The 22,346-nt window shown below is 63.0% G+C and carries 17 protein-coding genes and 1 pseudogene; 10 read left to right on the forward strand and 8 right to left on the reverse strand.

Translation table 11 applies throughout. The features are described from left to right. The first annotated feature begins 15 nt into the window (after positions 1 to 15). The 3 genes and pseudogenes from C4K27_RS26815 (at position 16) to C4K27_RS26825 (ending at position 2,888) form a co-directional block, all read left to right on the forward strand. Positions 16 to 1,869, forward strand: coding sequence for a DUF7840 domain-containing protein (locus tag C4K27_RS26815; protein ID WP_053262743.1), 1,854 nt, complete (start codon positions 16 to 18; stop codon positions 1,867 to 1,869). Between the two features lie 94 nt (positions 1,870 to 1,963). Further along, positions 1,964 to 2,321 (forward strand): annotated as a pseudogene (locus tag C4K27_RS26820) (hypothetical protein). Positions 2,322 to 2,393: 72 nt separating this feature from the next. Then, a complete protein-coding gene (locus tag C4K27_RS26825; protein WP_053262744.1) occupies positions 2,394 to 2,888 on the forward strand; it encodes a GreA/GreB family elongation factor in 495 nt (164 codons plus the stop codon). Here the strand turns inward: C4K27_RS26825 and gdhA are convergent. Both gdhA and ettA read right to left on the reverse strand, forming a co-directional pair. Next, complete coding sequence (gdhA, locus tag C4K27_RS26830) at positions 2,885 to 4,222, reverse strand: NADP-specific glutamate dehydrogenase (protein ID WP_053262745.1); 1,338 nt, start codon at positions 4,220 to 4,222, stop codon at positions 2,885 to 2,887. The genes C4K27_RS26825 and gdhA overlap by 4 nt on opposite strands. Before the next feature lie 260 nt (positions 4,223 to 4,482). After that, positions 4,483 to 6,147, reverse strand: a complete 1,665-nt coding sequence (ettA, locus tag C4K27_RS26835) for an energy-dependent translational throttle protein EttA (RefSeq protein WP_007924767.1) — start codon at positions 6,145 to 6,147, stop codon at positions 4,483 to 4,485. A 285-nt stretch (positions 6,148 to 6,432) separates the two neighbouring features. Here ettA and C4K27_RS26840 point away from each other — a divergent pair, with 285 nt between their 5' ends. The 5 genes from C4K27_RS26840 to C4K27_RS26865 all read left to right on the forward strand — a co-directional run bounded on the left by C4K27_RS26840 (position 6,433) and on the right by C4K27_RS26865 (position 14,975). Next, on the forward strand, positions 6,433 to 10,272 hold the full coding sequence (locus C4K27_RS26840; RefSeq protein WP_053262746.1) for a sensor domain-containing protein: 3,840 nt from the start codon (positions 6,433 to 6,435) through the stop codon (positions 10,270 to 10,272). Between the two features lie 238 nt (positions 10,273 to 10,510). Further along, entirely contained in the window at positions 10,511 to 11,764 is a 1,254-nt protein-coding gene (gene glyA, locus C4K27_RS26845) for a serine hydroxymethyltransferase (RefSeq protein ID WP_007924771.1), read from the forward strand. A 354-nt stretch (positions 11,765 to 12,118) separates the two neighbouring features. After that, positions 12,119 to 13,432 (forward strand): C4-dicarboxylate transporter DctA, encoded by a 1,314-nt coding sequence (locus C4K27_RS26855; protein WP_009045724.1) that lies wholly within the window; start codon positions 12,119 to 12,121, stop codon positions 13,430 to 13,432. Positions 13,433 to 13,515: 83 nt separating this feature from the next. Beyond that, positions 13,516 to 14,220 (forward strand): FadR/GntR family transcriptional regulator, encoded by a 705-nt coding sequence (locus C4K27_RS26860; RefSeq protein WP_053262747.1) that lies wholly within the window; start codon positions 13,516 to 13,518, stop codon positions 14,218 to 14,220. A 44-nt stretch (positions 14,221 to 14,264) separates the two neighbouring features. Further along, entirely contained in the window at positions 14,265 to 14,975 is a 711-nt protein-coding gene (locus C4K27_RS26865) for a GntR family transcriptional regulator (RefSeq protein WP_053262748.1), read from the forward strand. An 81-nt stretch (positions 14,976 to 15,056) separates the two neighbouring features. Here C4K27_RS26865 and yjiA read toward each other — a convergent pair whose 3' ends face one another. The 3 genes from yjiA to C4K27_RS26880 form a co-directional block, all read right to left on the reverse strand. Then, the gene (gene yjiA / locus C4K27_RS26870; protein ID WP_053262749.1) at positions 15,057 to 16,028 is read right to left on the reverse strand and encodes a GTPase; all 972 of its coding nucleotides are present in this window, start codon (positions 16,026 to 16,028) and stop codon (positions 15,057 to 15,059) included. A 151-nt stretch (positions 16,029 to 16,179) separates the two neighbouring features. Beyond that, the gene (locus C4K27_RS26875; protein WP_007930039.1) at positions 16,180 to 16,377 is read right to left on the reverse strand and encodes a YbdD/YjiX family protein; all 198 of its coding nucleotides are present in this window, start codon (positions 16,375 to 16,377) and stop codon (positions 16,180 to 16,182) included. A 15-nt stretch (positions 16,378 to 16,392) separates the two neighbouring features. Next, a complete protein-coding gene (locus C4K27_RS26880) occupies positions 16,393 to 18,459 on the reverse strand; it encodes a carbon starvation CstA family protein (RefSeq protein WP_053262750.1) in 2,067 nt (688 codons plus the stop codon). Positions 18,460 to 18,668: 209 nt separating this feature from the next. Between C4K27_RS26880 and C4K27_RS26885 the strand changes: the two genes are divergently transcribed. Then, on the forward strand, positions 18,669 to 19,130 hold the full coding sequence (locus C4K27_RS26885; protein ID WP_007930037.1) for a methyltransferase family protein: 462 nt from the start codon (positions 18,669 to 18,671) through the stop codon (positions 19,128 to 19,130). A gap of 53 nt (positions 19,131 to 19,183) precedes the next feature. After that, positions 19,184 to 19,552, forward strand: a complete 369-nt coding sequence (locus C4K27_RS26890) for a PilZ domain-containing protein (protein WP_007930036.1) — start codon at positions 19,184 to 19,186, stop codon at positions 19,550 to 19,552. Positions 19,553 to 19,577: 25 nt separating this feature from the next. On the opposite strand, the gene C4K27_RS26895 is transcribed toward C4K27_RS26890, so the two are convergent. Genes C4K27_RS26895 through C4K27_RS26905 form a run of 3 tightly spaced genes read right to left on the reverse strand, consistent with a single transcriptional unit; the run spans position 19,578 to position 22,298 of the window. Beyond that, positions 19,578 to 20,306: a hypothetical protein gene (locus C4K27_RS26895; RefSeq protein ID WP_053262751.1), complete on the reverse strand. Its 729-nt coding sequence runs from the start codon at positions 20,304 to 20,306 to the stop codon at positions 19,578 to 19,580. A 29-nt stretch (positions 20,307 to 20,335) separates the two neighbouring features. After that, positions 20,336 to 21,703, reverse strand: a complete 1,368-nt coding sequence (radA, locus tag C4K27_RS26900; protein WP_007930034.1) for a DNA repair protein RadA — start codon at positions 21,701 to 21,703, stop codon at positions 20,336 to 20,338. Between the two features lie 46 nt (positions 21,704 to 21,749). Continuing rightward, entirely contained in the window at positions 21,750 to 22,298 is a 549-nt protein-coding gene (locus tag C4K27_RS26905) for an ankyrin repeat domain-containing protein (RefSeq protein WP_053262752.1), read from the reverse strand. Positions 22,299 to 22,346: the final 48 nt, after the last annotated feature.

Below are 22,346 nucleotides of genomic sequence, written 5' to 3' on the forward strand. Positions count from 1 at the left end.
CTCAAGTTGCCCACCATGCTCAAACGCCTTGCCTCCCTGGCGCTCTGTGTCTGCGCCCCGCTGTCCGCCGCGCCACAAATCGACCACTCACGTTTGCAGCAACTGGCCAGCGATCCGTTCTGGATTTCCCTTGGCCACTACGAAACCGCCAAGCTCGGTGGCTGGCGCAGTTATGTCAGCGACCCGAAGTTTTTCCTCGCCAAAGACGGTGCCGAACACCCCGACGCCGAACTCAAGGCCACCCTTGACGCGCTCTACGCCCCCGCCGGCAGCGGCAACCAGCATGCTCAATGCGTGTACCCCGCCCGCACCCGCTGGCTCAAGGCCCAGCTGCGCCTGAGCGATCTGCCGGCGGTGGACTGCAATGAGTTCAACCAATGGTTCAAGGACGTCTCGCCCCACAGCACGGTGATGATTTTCCCGGCGGCCTACCTGAACAGCCCGTCGTCGATGTTCGGCCATACCCTGCTGCGCATCGACCAGGCCGACGTCCAAAGCAACCACACTGCCCTGCTGAGCTACGCGATCAACTTCGGTGCCTATATCGAAGGCTCGGACAACAGCATTCTCTATGCCTGGAAAGGCCTGATGGGCGGCTATCCCGGCCTGTTCGCCCTGGTGCCCTACCAGGAAAAGCTCTCGGAGTACCGCAGCCTGGAAAACCGCGACCTGTGGGAATACCGGCTGAACCTGACCCAGGCCGAAACCGAACGCATGGTCGAGCACGTCTGGGAACTGAAGCAGATCAAGTTCGACTATTTCTTCTTCGACGAGAACTGCTCCTACCGCTTGCTCGAGCTGCTGCAAGTCGCCCGTCCGAGCCTGCGCCTGACCGGGCAATTCCCGTTGACGGCGATTCCTACCGACACCGTCAAGGCGGTGAAGGAAGCCGGCCTGGTGGAGAAGATCGAATATCGTCCGTCCCGCGAACGTGAGCTGCTGGAGCGCGCCAAGCCGCTGAGCAGCGACGAACAGCAATGGGTGCTGAAGGTCAGCGCCGACCAGCAACAGCTGCAGGAGCCGGCCTTCAAGGCCCTGCCACGGGACCGCCAGGCGTTGATCATCGATGCAGCCTATCGCCTTGAGCGCTACCGGGCCAACGGTCAAGAGCGCGATCCGCAACGGGCGCAGCGCAGTTTCGAGCTGTTGCGGGCGATCAACCGCAACCCGCCGCCCGAACTGTCCATCGAACGCCCTGGCCTGCCGGAAGACGGCCATGAATCGCGCACCTGGCAGGTCGGCGTGGGCACCCGCGGCGACCAGGCCTTTGGCGAATACGGGCTGCGCATGGCCTATCACGACCTCAATGACAACGCCGAAGGTTTCCCCCTGGGCGCACAGATCGAAATCCTGCAAATGAAACTGCGCCAGTACGAAGGCAACAATTGGCAGCTACAGCAACTGGACCTGGCGACCATTCGTTCGCTGACGCCGCGTAACGAACTGCTGCAACCCTGGTCCTGGCAGGTCACCGGCGGCCTGGAGCGGGTGCCGGGCAAACACGACGATGAAACCCTGGTCAGCCATGTCAACGGTGGCGGTGGCGGCACCTGGCAGCTCAGCGAGAACATGCTCGGCTTCGCCCTGGGCACCGTGCGCGTCGAGCACAACGCCGATTTCGCCGGTTTCATCACCCCGGCGGCCGGCTTCAACACCGGCCTGCTGTGGAAAAACCCGTTGGGCAACTTCAGCGTCGAAGCCAAGGGCGATTACTTCACCAATGGCGAGGTGCGTCGCAGCCTGAGCCTCAACCAGCAATGGGAGCTGTCGCGCAACCTGGGCCTGCGCCTGAGCGCCCAGCGCGAGTTCAGCCACCTGGCCACGGCGGAAAACGAGGTGATGCTGGAACTGAAGTGGTACCACTACTGACGCCCGGTAGCATTCTTGCCGCGCTTTCACAGACCACTGACGAATCCCCTTCTAGACTTTCTCTATCAGCCGTTGAACGGCGTGGGAGTCAGAGATGTGGTGGTATGCGGTAGTGGCAGCGTTGCTAGCGTTGATGACCGGTTGCGAGACGACCCACGAGCAGTTGCTCAAGCAGGGTTATCCGCCGGCCTTCGCCGACGGCTTCGATGATGGCTGCGCCAGCGGTCGCCAGGCCGCCGGGGCGATCAACGGCGAATTTCGCAAGAACGTGCCGCGCTACCTCAAGGACCCGCAATACGCCGAGGGCTGGAGCGACGGCTTTCGCCAGTGCCAGGCCATGCTGGAAAACCAGGACCGCAACGATTATCGGGAGCGTCACTGGGACGAACGCGAACGCGCCTGGCAAGAAGAAAAAGACCGCGAACGCCGCGCGAGCCTATCGCTCACAGTAAGTCGCTTTCAGGCATGGCCAGAAACCAAAAGGCTGCGACCATGGCCCAAACCTCCATTACGGGAAAACGCCCATGAGCCGAGCCTTCGTCAATGAGGAACTGACTGCCGCCCAGGCCGACCAACCCGTGGAACGGCAGATCAGCGCACAGCCCAACTACGTCACCCCGCAGGGCCTGAGCGAACTGCAGGCCAAGGTCGCGTTCCTGCAAACCCGGCACAACGAACAATCGGCGCTGGGCGACCAGGCGGACCCACAGCAGCTGGCCGATATCGAACGCGATATGCGCTACTTCAACCAGCGCCTGCAAAGCGCCCAGGTGGTTCCCGAGGCGACATCGCGGTCGAAAGTGCAGATCGGCAGCCGGGTCATCTTCGCCGACGAGCACGGCACCGAGCAGTGTGTGCAACTGGTGGGAGAGGATCAGGCCGATGTCGCCAAGGGCCTGATCAATTGGGGCTCGCCGTTGGGCCGGGCGCTGCTGGGCACCCAGCTTGGCGATGAAGTGCTGTGGCAGCGGCCGGCGGGCGATCAGTTGATCGAGGTGATCCGCATCGACCCGGCTTAAACCACGCCCTGGGCCAGCATGGCATCGGCGACCTTGACGAAGCCGGCGATGTTGGCCCCTTTGACGTAGTTGATCCGGCCGTTTTCTTCGCCGTAATGCACGCAGGCGTGGTGGATCGACTGCATGATGCCGTGCAGCTTGCTGTCCACCTCGCCGGCGTTCCACAGCAGGCGCATGGCGTTCTGCGACATCTCCAGCCCGCTGACCGCCACGCCCCCGGCGTTGGACGCCTTGCCCGGGGCGAACAGAATGCCGGCCTCGATAAAGATATCCACAGCCTCCAGGGTGGTCGGCATGTTCGCCCCTTCAGCCACGCACATGCAGCCGTTGCGCAGCAGCGTGCGTGCCGACTCAGCGTCCAGTTCGTTCTGGGTGGCGCACGGCAGCGCGATGTCGCACGGCAGCGCCCAGGGGTGCTGTCCGGCAAGGAACTCGAGGTTGAACCGCGTCGCCAGCTCGCTGATGCGCCCGCGCTTGACGTTCTTCAGCTCCAGCACCGCCTGCCATTGCTCCTCGGTCAGCCCGGCCTCGCAGTACAGCGTGCCTTCGGAGTCCGACAGGGAGATCACCTTGCCGCCCAGGTCCATGACCTTGCGCGCGGCGTATTGCGCCACGTTGCCGGAGCCGGAAATCGCCACGCGCTTGCCCTCCACCCGCTCGTCACGGCGCTTGAGCATTTCTTCGGCGAAGTACACGCAGCCAAAGCCGGTAGCCTCCGGACGGATCAGGCTGCCGCCGTAACTCATGCCCTTGCCGGTCAGCACCGAAGTGAACTGATTGCTCAGGCGCTTGTACTGGCCGAACAGGAAGCCGATTTCCCGGGCGCCCACGCCGATATCCCCCGCCGGCACGTCCACGTCCGAACCGATATGACGATACAGCTCGCTCATGAAGGCCTGGCAGAAGCGCATCACCTCGGCGTCGCTCTTGCCCTTCGGATCGAAGTCCGAGCCGCCTTTGCCGCCGCCCATGGGCAGCGAAGTCAGGGAGTTCTTGAAGGTCTGCTCGAAGGCGAGGAATTTCAGCACCCCCAGATTGACCGAAGGGTGGAAGCGCAAACCGCCCTTGTACGGGCCGATAGCGCTGTTCATCTGGATGCGGAACCCGCGATTGACCTGGACCTTGCCCTGATCGTCGACCCACGACACACGAAACACCACCGCCCGCTCCGGCTCACAGATGCGCTCGAGAATGCCCGAGGTCAGGTAATGCGGATTGGCCTCCAGGAACGGCCACAGGCTGCGCAGCACCTCTTCCACCGCCTGGTGGAATTCAGGCTGGTCCGGGTCGCGTTTTTTCAGGCGGACGAGGAAGTCTTCGACGGATTCGATCATGGGAAAGTCTCGGCAAATTTATTGTCGTTAACGCAGATTTGCCCGGGACTTTAGCAACTCGAACAGCACCATGACAGAGCAAAATGTCGCAGTTATGAATTTAAATGGTGCAATTGATATAAATTTTTCACCATTTTCGGCATTTCACGCACCATTCAGGGGATCCGAATCACCAATAACGCCCCATGTTGGCGAACCCGAAAAACAGGCAAAAAAAACGGAGCCCGAAGGCTCCGTTTCTTTCAAGCAACTTGCCCGGATCAGGCCAGTTTCTTGTAACGCACGCGGTGCGGTTGGGCTGCCGCGTCGCCGAGGCGCTTCTTGCGATCGGCTTCGTACTCGGTGTAGTTGCCTTCGAAGAACACCGCTTGCGAGTCGTCTTCGTACGCCAGGATGTGGGTCGCGACACGGTCGAGGAACCACCGGTCGTGGGAGATCACAATGGCGGCGCCCGGGAAGTCCAGCAGGGCTTCCTCCAGGGAACGCAGGGTTTCGACGTCGAGGTCGTTGGACGGTTCGTCGAGCAGCAAGACGTTGCCGCCCTCTTTCAGGGTCAGGGCCAGGTGCAGGCGGCCACGCTCACCACCGGACAGGTCCTTGACGAACTTCTGCTGGTCGCCGCCCTTGAAGTTGAAGCGACCGACGTAGGTACGCGACGGGATCTCGTAGCTGCCGATGCGGATCTGGTCGGAACCGTCGGAGATCTGCTGGAACACGGTCTTGCTGCCGTCCAGGTCTTCGCGGCTCTGGTCGACGCAAGCCAGCTGCACGGTTTCGCCGACTTCGATGCTGCCCGAGTCCGGCGTTTCCTTGCCCATCAGCATGCGGAACAGGGTGGACTTACCGGCACCGTTACCGCCGATCACGCCGACGATGGCGCCTTTTGGCATGGAGAACGACAGGTTGTCGATCAGCACGCGATCGCCGTAGCCCTTGGTGACGTTCTTGAACTCGATGACCTTGTCACCCAGACGCGGACCGGCCGGGATGTAGATCTCGTTGGTCTCGCTGCGCTTCTGGAATTCCTGCGATTGCATTTCTTCGAAGCGGGCCAGACGGGCCTTGGATTTCGACTGGCGAGCCTTGGCGCCCTTGCGCACCCACTCCAGTTCTTCCTTCATGGCCTTTTCATGGGCCGACTGCTGCTTGGATTCCTGGGCCAGACGATCGGACTTGGCTTCCAGCCAGCCCGAATAGTTGCCCTCGTAAGGAATGCCGGCGCCGCGGTCGAGCTCGAGGATCCAGCCGGCAACGTTGTCCAGGAAGTAACGGTCGTGCGTGATCGCAACCACGGTGCCCGGGAAATCATGGAGGAAGTGTTCCAGCCAGGCCACGGAATCGGCGTCCAGGTGGTTGGTCGGTTCGTCGAGCAGCAGCATGTCCGGAGCGGACAGCAGCAGGCGGCACAGGGCCACGCGACGCTTTTCACCACCGGACAGGTGTTCGACCTTGGCGTCCCAGGCCGGCAGGCGCAGCGCATCGGCGGCGACTTCCAGCTGGCGCTCCAGGTTGTGGCCATCGCTAGCCTGCAGGATCGCTTCAAGCTTGGCCTGTTCGGCGGCCAGCTTGTCGAAGTCGGCATCCGGATCGGCGTAGGCCGCGTAGACCTCGTCCAGGCGCGCCTGGGCGTCCTTGATCACGCTGACCGCTTCCTCGACCACTTCACGCACGGTCTTGGTCGGATCCAGCTGAGGCTCCTGGGGCAGGTAGCCGATGTTCAGCTCGGGCATCGGACGGGCTTCGCCCTCGAACTCGGTGTCGACGCCGGCCATGATTTTCAGCAGGGTGGACTTACCCGAACCGTTGAGGCCCAGCACGCCGATCTTGGCGCCCGGGAAGAACGACAGAGAGATGTTTTTCAGGATTTCCCGCTTCGGCGGAACAACTTTTCCCAGCCGATGCATGGTGAAGACGTATTGAGCCATGATGAACCTAGCGTCAGTGACTGATGAATGGAGAGCGGGCGAAGCCCGGGCCAGGCCATGCGCGGCGCCGGCATTTGATCGCGATCAATGCCTGCGTACGGAAAAAGCCTGATTGTCTGGAGCTGGAGCGCTCCCGCGTAACCGGCAAAGCTACCTCAATGGCCGGGCAAGGTCCAGCCAGCCGGGACTGGCACTTTGCCACAACTCAAGGCATGCTAGCCGCCCTTCGGGCGTCCGGCTTATAGTGCACGTCGCGCCAGTCCAGCCAAACCGCAGGATCACAGTTTGTCCAATGCCACTCCGCCCTTTTCCCTGCGCGCACCTGCACCTGCGTCCGGCTCGCCCCTGCGCGGCACCCTGAAAGGCGTGCTGGCGACCCTGGTCCTGCTGCTGCTCGCCCTGCTGTTCTGGCAACTGCTCGACCAACTGCAACAGACCCGCAAAGACCAGCGTCAACACGCGATCGACTACAACGCCGACCTGGCCGAGCACATCAGCCTCAACCTGGCACTCAATGCGCAGATCGCCCTCAACCTGCTGCCGATCGTCGAGCCGCCCCAGAATGCCGAACAGCAACAACTGCTGCTGAAAAGGCTGCAGCTGTCCCTGCCCGACCTGCAAAGCATCGCGCTGCTGGATGCCAAGGGCCAGCTCATCAGCGACAGTGGCGCCGACGGCCAGGACACCGCATGGCTTGCCGAGCTGACCAGCCGCAGCCGCGGCCAGCGCTACTACTACAGCAACGCCACCAACGGCGCGCTGGTACAGCTGCTGTTGCACCAGCCCAGCGGCGACCTCAAGAGTTACTGGGTGCTGCGCCTGGCACCGTCTTTCGTCCAGTCCCTGCAGCCCAGCCCCGACCAGGGTTTTCACCCGACCTGGGTCATTGAAAACCGCCTGAACCAGAAAACCCTCAGTCGCGACGACGGCAGCAGCACCGCGGTGAGCACCGATGACATCGCCAACAGCGTGCTGGTCGCGCCACTGGGCAATAGCGACTGGCAATTGCGCGGCCTGTTCGACGAGCGCGCGGTGATCGAGCAACTGTTGCCGGCGTTTATCGCCAAATGCCTGCTGGGGCTGGCGTTTTCCCTGCTGCCGGTGATCGCGTTGCTGAACATGCGCCGCCGCCAGCGTCAGTTGCACGAAGGGCGTCGGCGCTATCAGGATATTTTCGAAGGCACCGGGGTCGCTCTCTGTGTCCTGGATATCTCCGGGCTGCCGGCGTTTCTCGACAAGGCGCAACTGCACGACAGCGAACAGCTCAAGGCCTGGCTGGAGCACAACCCCCAGCAGCGCCATCTGCTGCTTGAAGAACTGCGCGTCACCGAGGTCAATCAGGTGGCCCTGCGGCTGCTCAACGTCGACTCCTGCGAGCAGGCCTGGAAACTGCTGATCGAAGGCAGTCCGCTCCACAACAGCGCCATCGGCAACCAGCTGCTGGAGACCGTGATCAACCAGCACAAACAGCTGGAGCTGGAAATCCGCCTCAGCGACGCCCAGGGCCACGACCAGCATCTGTGGCTGGTACTGCGCCTGCCGGAAGACCCCTGCGACTATCGCGCGGTGATCCTCAGCATCAGCGACATCACCAGCCGCAAGCTCATCGAGCTGTCGCTGCTGGAGCGCGAGGGTTTCTGGTCGGATGTGGTGCGCACCGTGCCGGACCACCTTTATGTGCAGGACGTCATCAGCCAGCGGATGATCTTCAGCAACCATCACCTGGGCCAGACCCTCGGCTACAACAAGACCGAACTGCACCAGATGGGCGAGTATTTCTGGGAAATCCTCCTGCACCCGGAAGACGCCGACCTCTATCACCGCCTACGCCAGGAACAGCGGCATGCCGGCTACCTGCAGTTGCTGCAGTGCCATCTGCGCTTTCGCCACTGCAGCGGCCAATGGCGCTGTTTCGACATCCGCGAACAGGCCCTGGCGCGGGACAAGTACGATCAGGTCACGCGCATCATCGGCGTGGCCAAGGACATCACCGACCAGATCGAGGCCAGCGAATCCCTGCGCGACAGCGAACGACGCTATCGCATGCTCGCCGAAAGCATCAGCGACGTGATTTTCTCCACCGACAGTAAAATGGCCCTCAACTATGTCAGCCCCTCGGTGCAGTCGGTACTGGGTTATGACGTGGAGTGGATCTTCCAGAACGGCTGGCAATCGACCATCGCCAACCCGCAACAACTGACCGGCATCTACGCCCTGATGGAGCGGGTCAGCAAGGCCCTGGACAAGCCCGAGCAACTGGCACGCCTGCGTAACCAGGTGCAGACCCAGTTGTTCCTGTTCGACTGCCTGCGGGCCGACGGGCGCAAGATTCCGATCGAGTTGCGCCTGGTGCTGGTGTGGGACGAACACGGCGCTTTCGAAGGCGTGCTCGGGGTCGGCCGCGATATCAGCCAGCAGCGTCGCGCGGAAAAAGACCTGCGCATGGCGGCCACGGTATTCGAGCACTCGACCTCGGCGATCCTGATCACCGACCCGGCGGGCTACATCGTCCAGGCCAACGAGGCGTTCAGCCGGGTCAGTGGCTACGCGGTGTCCCAGGTGCTCGACCAGTTGCCGAACATGCTCACCGTCGACGAACAGCAGGAAGCCCACCTGCGCTATGTGCTCAAGCAGCTGCACCAGCACAGCACCTGGGAAGGCGAGGTCTGGCTCAAGCGCCGCAACGGCGAGCACTATCCGGCCTGGGTCGGCATCACCGCGGTACTCGATGACGAAGGCGACCTGGCCAGCTACGTGTGCTTCTTCACCGACATCAGCGAACGCAAGGCCAGCGAGCAGCGCATTCACCGCCTGGCCTACTACGACGCCCTGACCCACCTGCCCAACCGCACCCTGTTCCAGGACCGCCTGCACACCGCCCTGCAATCGGCGGAGCGGCAGAAGTCCTGGGTGGTGCTGATGTTCCTCGACCTGGACCGTTTCAAGCCGATCAACGACTCCCTGGGCCACGCCGCGGGCGACCGGATGCTCAAGGAAATGGCCACCCGCCTGCTCGATTGCGTCGACGATGACGACACCGTGGCGCGCATGGGCGGTGATGAGTTCACCCTGCTCCTGCAACCGCGGACCAGCCGCGAGATCGCCCTGAACCGGGCGATCCATGTTGCCGAACAGATTCTCGCCAGCCTGGTGAAGCCGTTCGTGCTCGAAGGCCGTGAGTTCTTCGTCACCGCCAGTATCGGCATCGCCCTGAGCCCGCAGGACGGCAACGAACTGAGCCAACTGATGAAAAACGCCGACACCGCGATGTACCACGCCAAGGAGCGCGGCAAGAACAACTTCCAGTTCTACCAGGCCGACATGAACGCCAGCGCCCTGGAACGCCTGGAGCTGGAAAGCGACCTTCGCCACGCCCTGGAACAGCAGGAATTCATCCTCTACTACCAGCCGCAGTTCAGCGGCGACGGCAAGCGCCTGACCGGCGCCGAGGCCCTGCTGCGCTGGCGCCATCCGCGACGCGGGCTGGTACCGCCGGGGGACTTCATCCCGGTGCTCGAAGAACTGGGGCTGGTGGTGGATGTCGGCGACTGGGTCATCAGCGAAGCCTGCCGCCAGCTCAAGGCGTGGCACCAGGCCAAGGTCCGGGTGCCGAAGGTCTCGGTGAACATCTCGGCCCGGCAATTCTCCGATGGCCAGCTGGGCATGCGGATCGCCACCATCCTCAAGGACACTGGCCTGCCGCCGGCCTGCCTGGAGCTGGAACTGACCGAAAGTATCCTGATGCGCGAAGTCAGCGAGGCGATGCAGATCCTCGACGGGCTGAAGAACCTCGGCCTGAGCATCGCAGTCGACGACTTCGGCACCGGTTATTCATCGCTGAACTACCTCAAGCAGTTCCCCATCGATGTCTTGAAGATCGACCGCACCTTCGTCGACGGCCTGCCGTCCGGCGAGCAGGACGCGCAGATCGCCCGCGCCATCATCGCCATGGCCCACTGCCTGAACCTGGCAGTGATCGCCGAGGGTGTGGAAACCCATGAGCAACTGGACTTCCTGCGCGAACACGGCTGCGACGAAGTCCAGGGTTACCTGTTCGGCCGGCCAATGCCGGCCAACAGCTTCGAAGGGCAGTTCAGCAACGACGCGCTGTTCATGTTCGATTGACCCCGGGCATCGCCATCCCTGTAGCCGCTGCCGCAGGCTGCGATAAGGCCGAGGGCCTTCGTGGCCTCAAGAGCACGACCACTGCGTGGTCGATCGCAGCCTGCGGCAGCGGCTACAGGACTCAGCCTGGGCAGCTCATGAACACCACTTGTCTGCGACATGATGTCCTTTCATATGCCATCTAAAACCCGTTGGGTTAGAATGCCCCCCTTTTCTGCCCCGATCCTTGAGGACCGCCATGTTCAGCCGTGATTTGACTATTGCCAAGTACGACGCCGATCTCTTTGCCGCCATGGAGCAAGAAGCTCAGCGCCAGGAAGAGCACATTGAGCTGATCGCTTCGGAAAACTACACCAGCCCTGCGGTGATGGAAGCTCAAGGCTCGGTGCTGACCAACAAATACGCCGAAGGTTACCCAGGCAAGCGTTACTACGGCGGCTGCGAATACGTCGACGTGGTTGAGCAGCTGGCCATCGACCGTGCCAAGGAGCTGTTCGGCGCCGACTACGCCAACGTTCAGCCGCACGCCGGCTCGCAAGCCAACGCCGCCGTTTACCTGGCGCTGCTGTCGGCTGGCGACACCATCCTGGGCATGAGCCTGGCCCACGGCGGTCACCTGACCCACGGCGCCAGCGTTTCCTCCTCCGGCAAGCTGTACAACGCCATCCAGTACGGCATCGATGCCAACGGCCTGATCGACTACGACGAAGTCGAGCGCCTGGCGGTCGAGCACAAGCCGAAGATGATCGTGGCCGGTTTCTCTGCCTACTCGCAGGTCCTGGACTTCCCACGTTTCCGCGCAATCGCCGACAAGGTCGGTGCCTATCTCTTTGTTGATATGGCTCACGTTGCGGGACTGGTCGCCGCTGGCGTCTACCCGAACCCGGTGCCTTTCGCCGACGTGGTAACCACCACCACCCACAAGACCCTGCGCGGTCCACGTGGCGGCCTGATCCTGGCGCGCGCCAACGCCGACATCGAGAAGAAGCTGAACTCCGCGGTATTCCCGGGCGCCCAGGGCGGCCCGCTGGAGCACGTGATCGCCGCCAAGGCCATCTGCTTCAAGGAAGCGCTGCAGCCTGAGTTCAAGGCCTACCAGCAACAAGTGGTGAAGAACGCCCAGGCCATGGCCGGCGTGTTCATCGAGCGCGGTTTCGACGTGGTTTCCGGCGGTACGCAGAACCACCTGTTCCTGCTGTCGCTGATCAAGCAGGAAATCTCCGGTAAAGACGCCGATGCCGCCCTGGGCAAGGCCTTCATCACCGTGAACAAGAACTCCGTGCCAAACGACCCACGCTCCCCGTTCGTCACCTCCGGCCTGCGTTTCGGTACTCCGGCTGTGACCACTCGCGGCTTCAAGGAAGCCGAGTGCAAGGAGCTGGCTGGCTGGATCTGCGACATCCTGGCTGACCTGAATAACGAAGCGGTGATCGACGCCGTTCGTGAGAAAGTCAAAGCCATCTGCAAGAAGCTGCCGGTATACGGCGCTTAATTAGCAGAGCGTTGCATGAAAAGCCCGGCCTTCGCGCCGGGCTTTTTTTCGTCCGCGAATTGTCTGGCCCGGGACCTGTAGCCGCTGCCGCAGGCTGCGATCGGCCGGCACGGCCGCGACACTCTGAAGATCGCAGGAAGGCCTTCGGCCTTATCGCAGCCTGCGGCAGCAGCTACAGGACCAGCACCACTGGTCAGACCGGTCATGCCAATTTTCGGATTTACCCTTGTATTCGCGGGAAACTCGGGCATAGACTGCGCCTGCACTGGACATACCGGTAAGACCACAATAATTAAGTCCCGAATCTGATGCGCTCCGCGCACGGCAGCCGGGACACCGACCAGGATTCCCCTCATGCTCAGATGGTGCTCGCGTTCGATTTTCCTCCAGGTAGTCCTCGGACTGATGCTCGGCATCGTGTGCGGACTGACACTTCCCGAATACTCCTCGCAACTCAAGCCACTGGGCGACGCCTTTATCAAGCTGATCAAGATGCTGATCGGCCTGATCGTCTTCTGCGTGGTGGTCAGCGGCATCTCCGGCGCCGGAGACCTGAAAAAGGTCGGACGCATCGGGCTCAAATCGGTCATCTACTTCGAAGTCCTGACCACCATCGCCCTGGTGATCGGCCTGGTCTTCGCCTTCACCACCGGCATCGGCAGCGGCGCCAATATCCATCTGGAACAGCTGTCCGCCGCCGACATGGGCGACATCGCCCAACGCAGCCAGCACATGCACGGCACCTCCGAGTTCCTGATGGGGCTGATCCCCAACTCGGTACTGGGCGCCTTCGCCGAAAACAACATCCTGCAGGTCCTGCTGTTCTCCGTGCTGTTCGGCAGCGCGCTGAACCTGGTGGGCGAAGCCGCTTCCGGCATCTCGCGGCTGATCAACGAACTCAGCCACATCATCTTCCGCATCATGGGCATGATCGTGCGCCTGGCGCCGATCGGCGTGTTCGGCGCCATCGCCTTCACCACCAGCAAATACGGCCTGGACTCGCTGCAGCACCTGGGCAGCCTGGTGGGCCTGTTCTACCTGACCTGCTTCGCCTTCGTGGCGGTGATTCTCGGGCTGGTCATGCGCTGTTCCGGCCTGCGCATGCTGCCGTTCCTCAAATACCTGCGCGAAGAGCTGCTGATCGTCCTCGGCACCGCCTCCTCCGACGCCGTATTGCCACAGATCATGCGCAAACTGGAGCACCTGGGCATCGGCAGCTCCACGGTCGGCCTGGTCATCCCGACGGGCTACTCGTTCAACCTCGACGGGTTCTCGATCTACCTGACCCTGGCCATCGTCTTCATCGCCAATGCCACCGGTACGCCGCTGTCGATGTCCGACCTGCTGACCATCCTGCTGGTATCGCTGATCACCTCCAAAGGCGCCCACGGGATTCCCGGTTCGGCGCTGGTGATCCTGGCCGCCACCCTGACGGCGATCCCGGCCATCCCGGTGGTGGGCCTGGTGCTGGTGCTGGCGGTGGACTGGTTCATGGGCATCGGCCGGGCGCTGACCAACCTGATCGGCAACTGCGTCGCCACCGTGGCGATCGCCCGCTGGGAAAAAGACATCGATATTCAACGGGCCAACAAAGTCCTGAGCGGCCAGCAGGGCTATGGTTTCCAACCGCGCAAACCGCTGCCCGGCGCGCAGCAGCAGGAGTTCTGAGGCATGCCTTGTGCCTCTCGCCGGCAGGCACAACAATCAGCGCCTGCCATGGGCCTCATCCGCCATATTCCAGGGAGTGAACAGTGATCACCTCGTCAACGGTTGTAAATTCAGTGGTAGAAAAGCTGCGGGCGGCCTTGGCCCGTGGCCAATGGCGCTCCGGCGACATGCTGCCGGGGCAACGTGAATTGGCCGAGCAAATGGGCATCAGCCGCCCGAGCCTGCGTGAGGCGGTGACTGTTCTGGAAACCCTGGGCCTGGTGCGTTCCATGCCCGGCAAAGGCGTGGTGGTGCTGGAGGCCAGCTTCAATGAACAACCGGCCAGCGACAGCGGCGTGGCGGGCGCCAGCCTCGAGGACGTGCTGCAACTGCGCTACACCCTTGAGCCATTCATCGTCGGCCTGGTGGCGCAGTCCATCAGCAGCAAGGAAGTGGGCCAGTTGCGCCTGACCCTGATGGACATGCGCGAGGCCTTGGACGCCAACGACAGCGAAGCCGGGATGAACGCCTACATCGCCTTCCATGAAGAGCTGTTCACCCTGACCTCCAACCCGATCTTCCAGAACGTGGTGCAGCAGACCAGCAACGCCCTCAAGCAGAGCGCTGAGATCCTGCGCAACTCGCCGGAGCACCTGGCCGAACGCCTGGAAGAAAACGAAGCGGTGGTCCGGGCGATCCGCAACAAGAACAGCGCGCTGGCCAGTGCCGAAATGCGCCGGCACATCCTCAGGGAAGGCCAGCGCATGGGCATCGAGCTGAACATCCCGGACGATCATCTGGGCAACTAAGCCGCACAACACTTTCGTATCGGTAACCGGACTGGAGACAGGCCATGGCCAGCTATGCCTTGAACAAACTTGCATTCCCCCTCCCCGCTGCCCTGCCACGGCGCCGCAGCGGCGAGAAAAAACTGCTGGTCGACGATGTCTATCCGCAGATTTTCGATGCCATTCTCGAACAACGCATCGCCCCCGCCAGCCGGTTCACCGAGGACAGCCTCGGCGAAGTGTTCGGGGTCAGTCGCAGCATCATTCGCCAGGTCCTGGCGCGCTTGTCCCATCAACAGGTGATCATCCTGCGGCCCAACCACCGGCCTCAGGTGGCGGCTCCGGACCACGAGCAAACGCGACAGATCCTGCACGCCCGACGCCTGACGGAAATCACCCTGGTCAGGCTCGCCTGCCAGCAACCGGCACCGCGCAACCTCAAGCGTCTGCGGGAGCTGATCGCCGCTGAGCGCGATTGCATCGACCGCGGCTTGCGTGGCCCGGCGATCCGCCTGTCCGGCGAGTTTCACCTGCAATTGGCCGAGGTGGCCGGCAACGCGCCGCTGGCGCACTTCCTCGGCAGCCTGGTGCCGCTGACGTCACTGGCGATTGCCCACCATGAAACCCGCGCCTGCAGCCATTGCGCCTGGCAGGAGCACGCGGCGATTGTCGATGCCATCGAAGACGGTGACGTAAAGGCCGCGGTCGCCTTGATGACCGGGCACCTGGATCACCTGGAGGAAAGGTTGCTCAAGGCCTGCGCGGTTCCACAGTAACCGGCGTTTCGCGAGCACGCTCGCTCCTGCGGACCGGAGCGGGCTTGTTCGCGATGACCTCGTGGCAAATGTGTAACGAAACTACTGCGCCGCCATCCTGGCGAATCCGGCACGGATCTTTTCTTCCGGCAGATCGTCGGCAATGAACACAATCACGCTCTCCCGCGCCTCGCCTTCGGCCCACTCGGTATCCCAGTCGAAACCGTACAGCTTGAGCACGCCCTGGAACACCAGGCGCCGTGGCTCACCGGCAATGTTCAGCACGCCCTTGTAGCGCAGCAGCTGCTTGCCGTGCTCTTCCAGCAGTTCGTTCATGAACTCGCTGAGCCGGTCGATATCCAGCGGCGCGTCGGTGCGCAGCACCAGGCTGGAAATACGATCGATGGAAGGCGCCTTGCTCACCGGACGCAGGCTGACACCGCCGCCCAGGTCGGCATTCAGGTTGAAGCCTCGCACATCCAGCAGTTCGGCCAAATCGATGCGCCCATGCTCGACCACACGGATCGGCGCACGTCGGTTGATCCGGGTCAGGCGCTCGCTCAGCGCATTGAAGGTCTGCTCGTCCACCAGGTCGCGCTTGCTCACCAGCAGGCGGTCGGCGAAGCCGATCTGGGCCTGGGCGATGGTCTGGGTCAGGTGGTGCTCGGCGTGCTTGGCGTCCACCAGGGTGATGATGCCGTCGAGGATATAGCGCTCGCGCAGCTCTTCGTCGATGAAGAAGGTCTGGGCCACGGGCGCGGGGTCGGCCAGCCCGGTGCATTCGATCACCAGCCGGTCGAAGGCGATCTCGCCGCTGTCCAGCCGTTCCAGCAACAGGTACAGCGCCTTGGTCAGATCGGTGTGGATGGTGCAGCAGACGCAGCCATTGGACAGCGTCATCACTTGCACCGGCTCGTCGCCCAGCAACTGGGTGTCGATACCGGCATCGCTGAATTCGTTTTCGATCACGGCGATTTTCAGGCCGTGCTCGGCCTTGAGCAGGTGACGCAGCAAGGTGGTCTTGCCGGCGCCGAGGAAGCCGCTGAGAACGGTGACGGGGATTGGAGAGGACAAAAGCGGTTCTCCTGAAAAAATGGGAACGCAAAAACAACTGTAGGAGCGAGCTTGCTCGCGAAGAACTCAAGGACACCGCGTGCGTTCAGAATGAACTCGGCGTCTTTACGTTTTTCGCGAGCACGCTCGCTCCTACAGAGGGACTAACGAATCAACAGCATTTTGGCCCGGCTTTGCCGCCGTACCGTGCTTCCTGGCGTTCCCGGAAGAACGCCTCGTACGACATCACCGGCTTGTCCGGGTGCTTGGTCTGCATATGCTCGACGTAGTTGTCGTAGTCGGGCATGCCGACCATCAGGCGCGCGGCCTGACCGAGGTATTTACCGAGGCGACTCAGGTCATTGAACACGATTGCAGTCCTCGATCAAGCATCTGGCAGTGCATGGAATGGCGACTCTTTATCCGTGCGTTCTTTTTTACCCCAGGCGGAAATACCCACCTTGAGTGCGTAGAACAGGATGCTGAATACCACCAGCAGGAACAGCACCGTCAGCGTGGCGTTGGTGTAGGCGTTGAAGATCACGTGCTGCATCTGCGTGATGTCCTTGGCCGGCGCGAGGATCTGACCATTGGCCAGGGCATCGCTGTACTTCTTGGCCAGGGCCAGGAAACCGACTGCCGGGTTGGCGTCGAACAGCTTGATGAGGCCCGCGGTGGTGGTGCAGATCAGCAGCCAGGCGGCTGGCAGCAAGGTCACCCAGATGTAGCGTTGACGCTTCATCTTGATCAGCACCACGGTGCCAAGCATCAGCGCGATACCCGCCAGCATCTGGTTGGAGATGCCGAACAGCGGCCACAGGGTGTTGATGCCGCCCAGCGGGTCGATCACGCCCTGATACAACAGGTAACCCCAGAGGGCCACGCAACCGGCGGTGGCGATCAGGTTGGCGGTCCAGGACTCGGTGCGTTTCAGGGCTGGCACGAAGGAGCCCAGCAGGTCCTGCAGCATGAAACGACCGGCACGGGTACCGGCGTCCACCGCGGTCAGGATGAACAGCGCTTCGAACAGGATCGCGAAGTGGTACCAGAACGCCATGGTGTTCTCGCCCGGCAGCACATGGTGGAGGATCTGCGCGATACCGACCGCCAGGGTCGGCGCACCCCCGGCACGGGCCAGGATGGTGGTTTCACCGATGTCCTTGGCCACCGCTTGCAGGGCGTCCGGAGTAATGGCGAAGCCCCAGCTGCTGACCGTCTGCGCCACAGTGACCACGTCACCGCCGACGATGGCCGCCGGGCTGTTCATGGCGAAGTACACGCCAGGCTCGATCACCGAAGCGGCAACCATCGCCATGATGGCCACGAAGGACTCCATCAGCATGCCGCCGTAACCGATGTAACGGGCGTTGGTTTCGTTATCCAGCAGCTTCGGCGTGGTCCCGGAAGAGATCAGCGCGTGGAAGCCGGACACCGCGCCACAGGCGATGGTGATGAACAGGAACGGGAACAGGCCGCCTTTCCAGACCGGGCCGGTGCCGTCGGTGAACTGGGTCAGCGCCGGCATTTTCAGCTCGGGCATGGTGATCAGGATGCCGATCGCCAGGGCGATGATGGTGCCGATCTTGAGGAAGGTCGACAGGTAGTCGCGAGGCGCCAGGATCAGCCATACCGGCAGCACCGCGGCGACGAAACCGTAGCCGATCAGCATCCAGGTGATCTGTACGCCGGTGAAGGTGAAGGCCTTGGACCACACGGGGTCCGCGGCAATCTGGCCCCCCAGCCAGATCGAGCCCAGCAGCAGGAGCACGCCGATGATGGAGATTTCACCGATGCGGCCCGGGCGGATGTAGCGCATGTAGACGCCCATGAACATCGCGATCGGGATGGTCGCCATCACCGTGAAGATGCCCCACGGGCTTTCGGCCAGGGCCTTGACCACGATCAGCGCCAGCACCGCGAGGATGATGATCATGATCAGGAAGCAGCCGAACAGCGCGATGGTCCCCGGGATCCGGCCCATTTCCTCACGGACCATGTCGCCCAGGGAACGGCCGTTGCGCCGGGTGGACATGAACAGGACCATGAAGTCCTGCACCGCCCCCGCCAGCACCACCCCGGCAATCAGCCAGAGCGTGCCGGGCAGGTAGCCCATCTGCGCCGCCAGTACCGGACCCACCAGCGGGCCCGCGCCGGCGATGGCTGCGAAGTGGTGACCGAAGAGAATGTGCTTGTTGGTCGGAACGTAGTCCAGACCGTCGTTGTTGAGCACGGCGGGGGTGGCCCGGCGCGCATCGAGCTGCATCACGTTGTTAGCGATGAACAGGCTGTAGTAACGGTATGCGACCAGATAGATGGCCACGGCAGCGACCACGATCCACAAGGCGTTGATCGCCTCGCCGCGGCGCAATGCCACTACGCCGAGGGCGCACGCTCCTACGATTGCCAGCACCAGCCAGGGTAAGTGGCGTAGCGGGCTATTATTATTTTTCATTTTATTATTCCAGCCAGGGTGGACAAGAAAGACAGCCATCCGGAGTTTAGCGCTACTGGCCCCAAAGGCCACCCCCCACGTTGGTCTAGAGCGTCCTTTTGAGTTTTTTCCTAGGTTTTGCACCGCCTCGGTGCAAGCGTTCCCGGAGCACTGAACCACCCGAGCGAAAAAGCGGTCGCACCTGTAAGGACTCGTCGTCTGGAGTACCCATGCCCGCGCCGCCCAATAGACCGCCGTTGTCACCGCCGCTGCTGTATCTGCTGTTCCTGGTGGCGGCGCTGTCGCTTGCCGACGGTGTGCCCTTGCCGGTCCCGGTCAACGGCTGGCTGCGCACCCTGGCCCTGCTGTTGATTATCGGCGGCCAGGGCCTGTCGTTCTGGGCGATGTGGCGTCTCAGGCAACGGCACACCACCACCAGCAATGCCGGCGAACCCCGGCGCCTGCTGTGCGATGGCCCGTTCGCAATCTCGCGCAACCCCATCAATCTCGGCGACACCCTGGGTTACTGCGCCATCGCCCTGTTGCTCGGCAGCCTGTGGCCGTGGCTGCTGTTGCCGCTGCTGATTTACCTGATGAACCTGACGGTGATCCGGCCGGACGAGCACCATCTGCTGGAGTTGTTCGGCGACCGCTACCGTGACTATTGCCGCAAGGTGCGCCGCTGGCTGTAGCGGGTTGGGCAAACCCGGGTCTATAGTCATTTCACCATGCAGAGGGGCTGCTCATGAGCGAACACCATTCCGATCGTCGCCGTTTCAAACGCATCGCCTTCGATGCCCGTACCGAACTGAGCCAGGGCCCTTATCGCTGGTCCGTGCAGTTGGTCGATCTCTCGCTCAGGGGCATGCTGATCCAGCGCCCCGATCCCTGGCTGGGGGACGAAAGCCAGCCGTTCGAAGCCGATATCCATTTGAGCGATGACGCCGAAGTACGCATGGACGTGCGACTGGCGCACGACGATCACGGTCAGTTGGGCTTCGTCTGCCTGCATATAGACCTGGAGTCGATCGAACATCTGCGCCGGCTGATCGAACTGAATCTCGCCGACCCGCAGGAGCTGGAGCGCGAGCTGGGGGCGCTGCTGGAGGTTTGAGCGCCCGCCTCTTCCCGTCAGCCGTTCAGGGGAACGCCGAGGACTCGGGGAATTCGCTTTCCATATCCCAATAACCGGGCTGTTGCCGACTGGCGGCGGTCCACTGCCCGTCCACCCAGCGATAAATCCGGTAGGTGGTCACAAAATCGTCACCCTCGCTGGCAGGCGCCGAAGACACCTGGGCGATCGACTCGGTAGCCCCCGATGCCGATGGAAGGATCTGCCAGGCCGCCTTGCCGGTCTGGGCCATCGCCAGCGGGCGCTGCTCCCCGTTTTCGTCCCGATACAGTACGGGCTCCAAGCGGCTTTGCGTCGGCGCCAGGATCTGCGTGGCCGGGCCGCTATAGCTGCCCATTGGGGCCGTCTGATCGACGGTAAGGAAAAATGCCGGGTATGGCAGGCCGCTGAGCGGTGCCTTCTCGACCTTCGCCAGCGGGTAGCCCAGGGACTGCTCGGCCAGCACTTCGCCAACCTCCGATACCAGGCGCACCCGAGCCTCCAGCTGCGGCTGGTGCTCGCTGTCCGTCGACTCGTCGAAGGTTTCCTCGTCCAGGCCGCTGCCCCAGCTCTGCGCATGCAATTGCGCGGTGATGCGCCGGTCTTCCAGGACCTCTAGCACCGTGCCGTCGCCGACCAGCAATTCCTGGGCGATCCGATAGCCGTGCGGCGCATCTTCCTGGCTGGCCACAGCCAGGCCGCTTACCCATAACAGCGTAAAACCAAGGGCGCCAAGGCCCGCTCCTGTCATCTGCATCAACTGCTTCCTTTCAGTGGCACAAGGGGTCATTCGAACAGCGCATCCAGCGCCTGCTCCAGACGGGTTACCGCAATGATTCGCAGGCCCGGTGGAGGCTCTTTTGGGGCATTGCCCTTGGGCACGATGGCCCGTTTGAAGCCGTGCTTGGCCGCTTCCTTGAGGCGCTCCTGGCCGCTCGGTACCGGGCGCACTTCGCCGGACAGGCCGACTTCGCCGAACACCAGCAAGTCGTGGGGCAAGGGCCGATTGCGCAGGCTCGACATCACCGCCGCCATCAGCGCCAGGTCGGAGGCGGTTTCCAGCACCTTGACCCCGCCGACGACATTGAGGAACACATCCTGATCGTGGGTCGGAATGCCGCCGTGGCGGTGCAGTACCGCCAGCAGCATCGCCAGGCGGTTCTGGTCCAGGCCCAGGGTGACCCGCCGCGGGTTGGCCAGGTGGCTGTCATCCACCAGCGCCTGGACTTCCACCAGCATCGGCCGGGTACCTTCCCAGGTAGCCATGACCACACTGCCCGGGACTTCTTCCTGGGCTCGGGTGAGAAAGATCGCCGAAGGATTGGAAACTTCTTTCAGGCCGCGGTCGGTCATGCCGAACACGCCCAGTTCGTTGACCGCGCCGAAACGGTTCTTCACCGCCCGCAGCAAGCGCAGGCGGCCGTCGGATTCACCTTCGAAATACAGCACGGTGTCGACCATGTGCTCGAGGACCCGCGGCCCGGCCAGCGCGCCCTCCTTGGTCACATGGCCCACCAGAAAGATCGCCGTGCCGCTCTGCTTGGCGTAGCGCACCAGCAGCGCGGCGCTTTCGCGCACCTGGGAAACACCGCCGGGGGCCGATTGCAGCTGCTCGGTGAAGATGGTCTGGATCGAGTCGATCACCATGACCTTGGGCTTCTCCTGCCGGGCCGTGGCGATGATGGTTTCGATACAGGTTTCGGTCATCACCCGCAGCTGGTCCTGAGGCAGGCCCAGGCGCCGGGCGCGCATCGCCACCTGTTGCTGCGATTCCTCGCCGGTGACGTAGAGCGCCGGCATGCGCGTGGCGATGTTGCACAAGGTCTGTAACAAAATGGTCGACTTGCCGATCCCCGGGTCGCCGCCGATCAGCACCACCGAACCGTCGACCAGGCCGCCGCCGAGCACCCGGTCCAGTTCGCCGGAAGCCGTGGAAAAACGCGGGATTTCTTCGACGCTGACCTCGGCCAGGGTCTTGATCTGCGCCTGCTGCCCGGCCCAGCCGGTACGACCGCTGGGGGCCGCGGCACCGCCGCTTTCCACCATGGTCTCGGTCAGGGTGTTCCAGGCCCCGCATTCGCCGCACTGGCCGGCCCATTTGGGAAAGGTTGCGCCGCACTCGGTGCAGCCGTACATGCGCTTGGCCTTGGCCATCTGATCCCCCGGGCAAAAACCGCGATGATAGCTCAGCTGGAGCGGATCAGCGCGGCGCCACCGTGCGGATTTCGCCCTCGGCCAGACGCGTGGCGCTGTTGCCCAGCGAGTCCTCGGCATTCAGGTCGGCGCCCTTGGTCGCCAGGGCGTCGAGCAGCTCCACCCGCTTGAACAGCCCGGCATACATCGCCGCCGTCTGGCCGGCGCCGTTGCGCTGGTCGGGGTTGCAGTCGGTGGCCAACAGGCGCCGGGCAATCTTCACTTCGCCCTTGAAAATGGCGCCCATCAGCGCCGTGTTGCCCCTTTTATCCTGCACGCAGGCGTCGGCACCGGCGGCCAGCAAACGCTCCACCGCCGGCCCCTGGCCGTGATATGCCGCGAGGATCAGGGCGGTGTAGCCCTTCTCGTCCTGGGTATCGAGGGAATAACCAGCCTCGATAAAGGTATTGAGCATCTCGACGTCACCGCGACGGGCCGCATCGAAGTAGTAATTCTCTAGTTGGACCTTGACCGCCACCGGGTCCGCGGGGGCCGGCTGCTGCGCATGAGCGCCCAGCGAGCAGGCGGCCAGCAGCAGCGAAATGAACAGGCGCATGGTGCGACTCCCTTGTCTCAAAGATTCTGTAGGAGCGAGGCTTGCCCG

The organism is Pseudomonas chlororaphis subsp. chlororaphis, from assembly GCF_003945765.1.
Classification (GTDB): domain Bacteria; phylum Pseudomonadota; class Gammaproteobacteria; order Pseudomonadales; family Pseudomonadaceae; genus Aquipseudomonas; species Aquipseudomonas chlororaphis.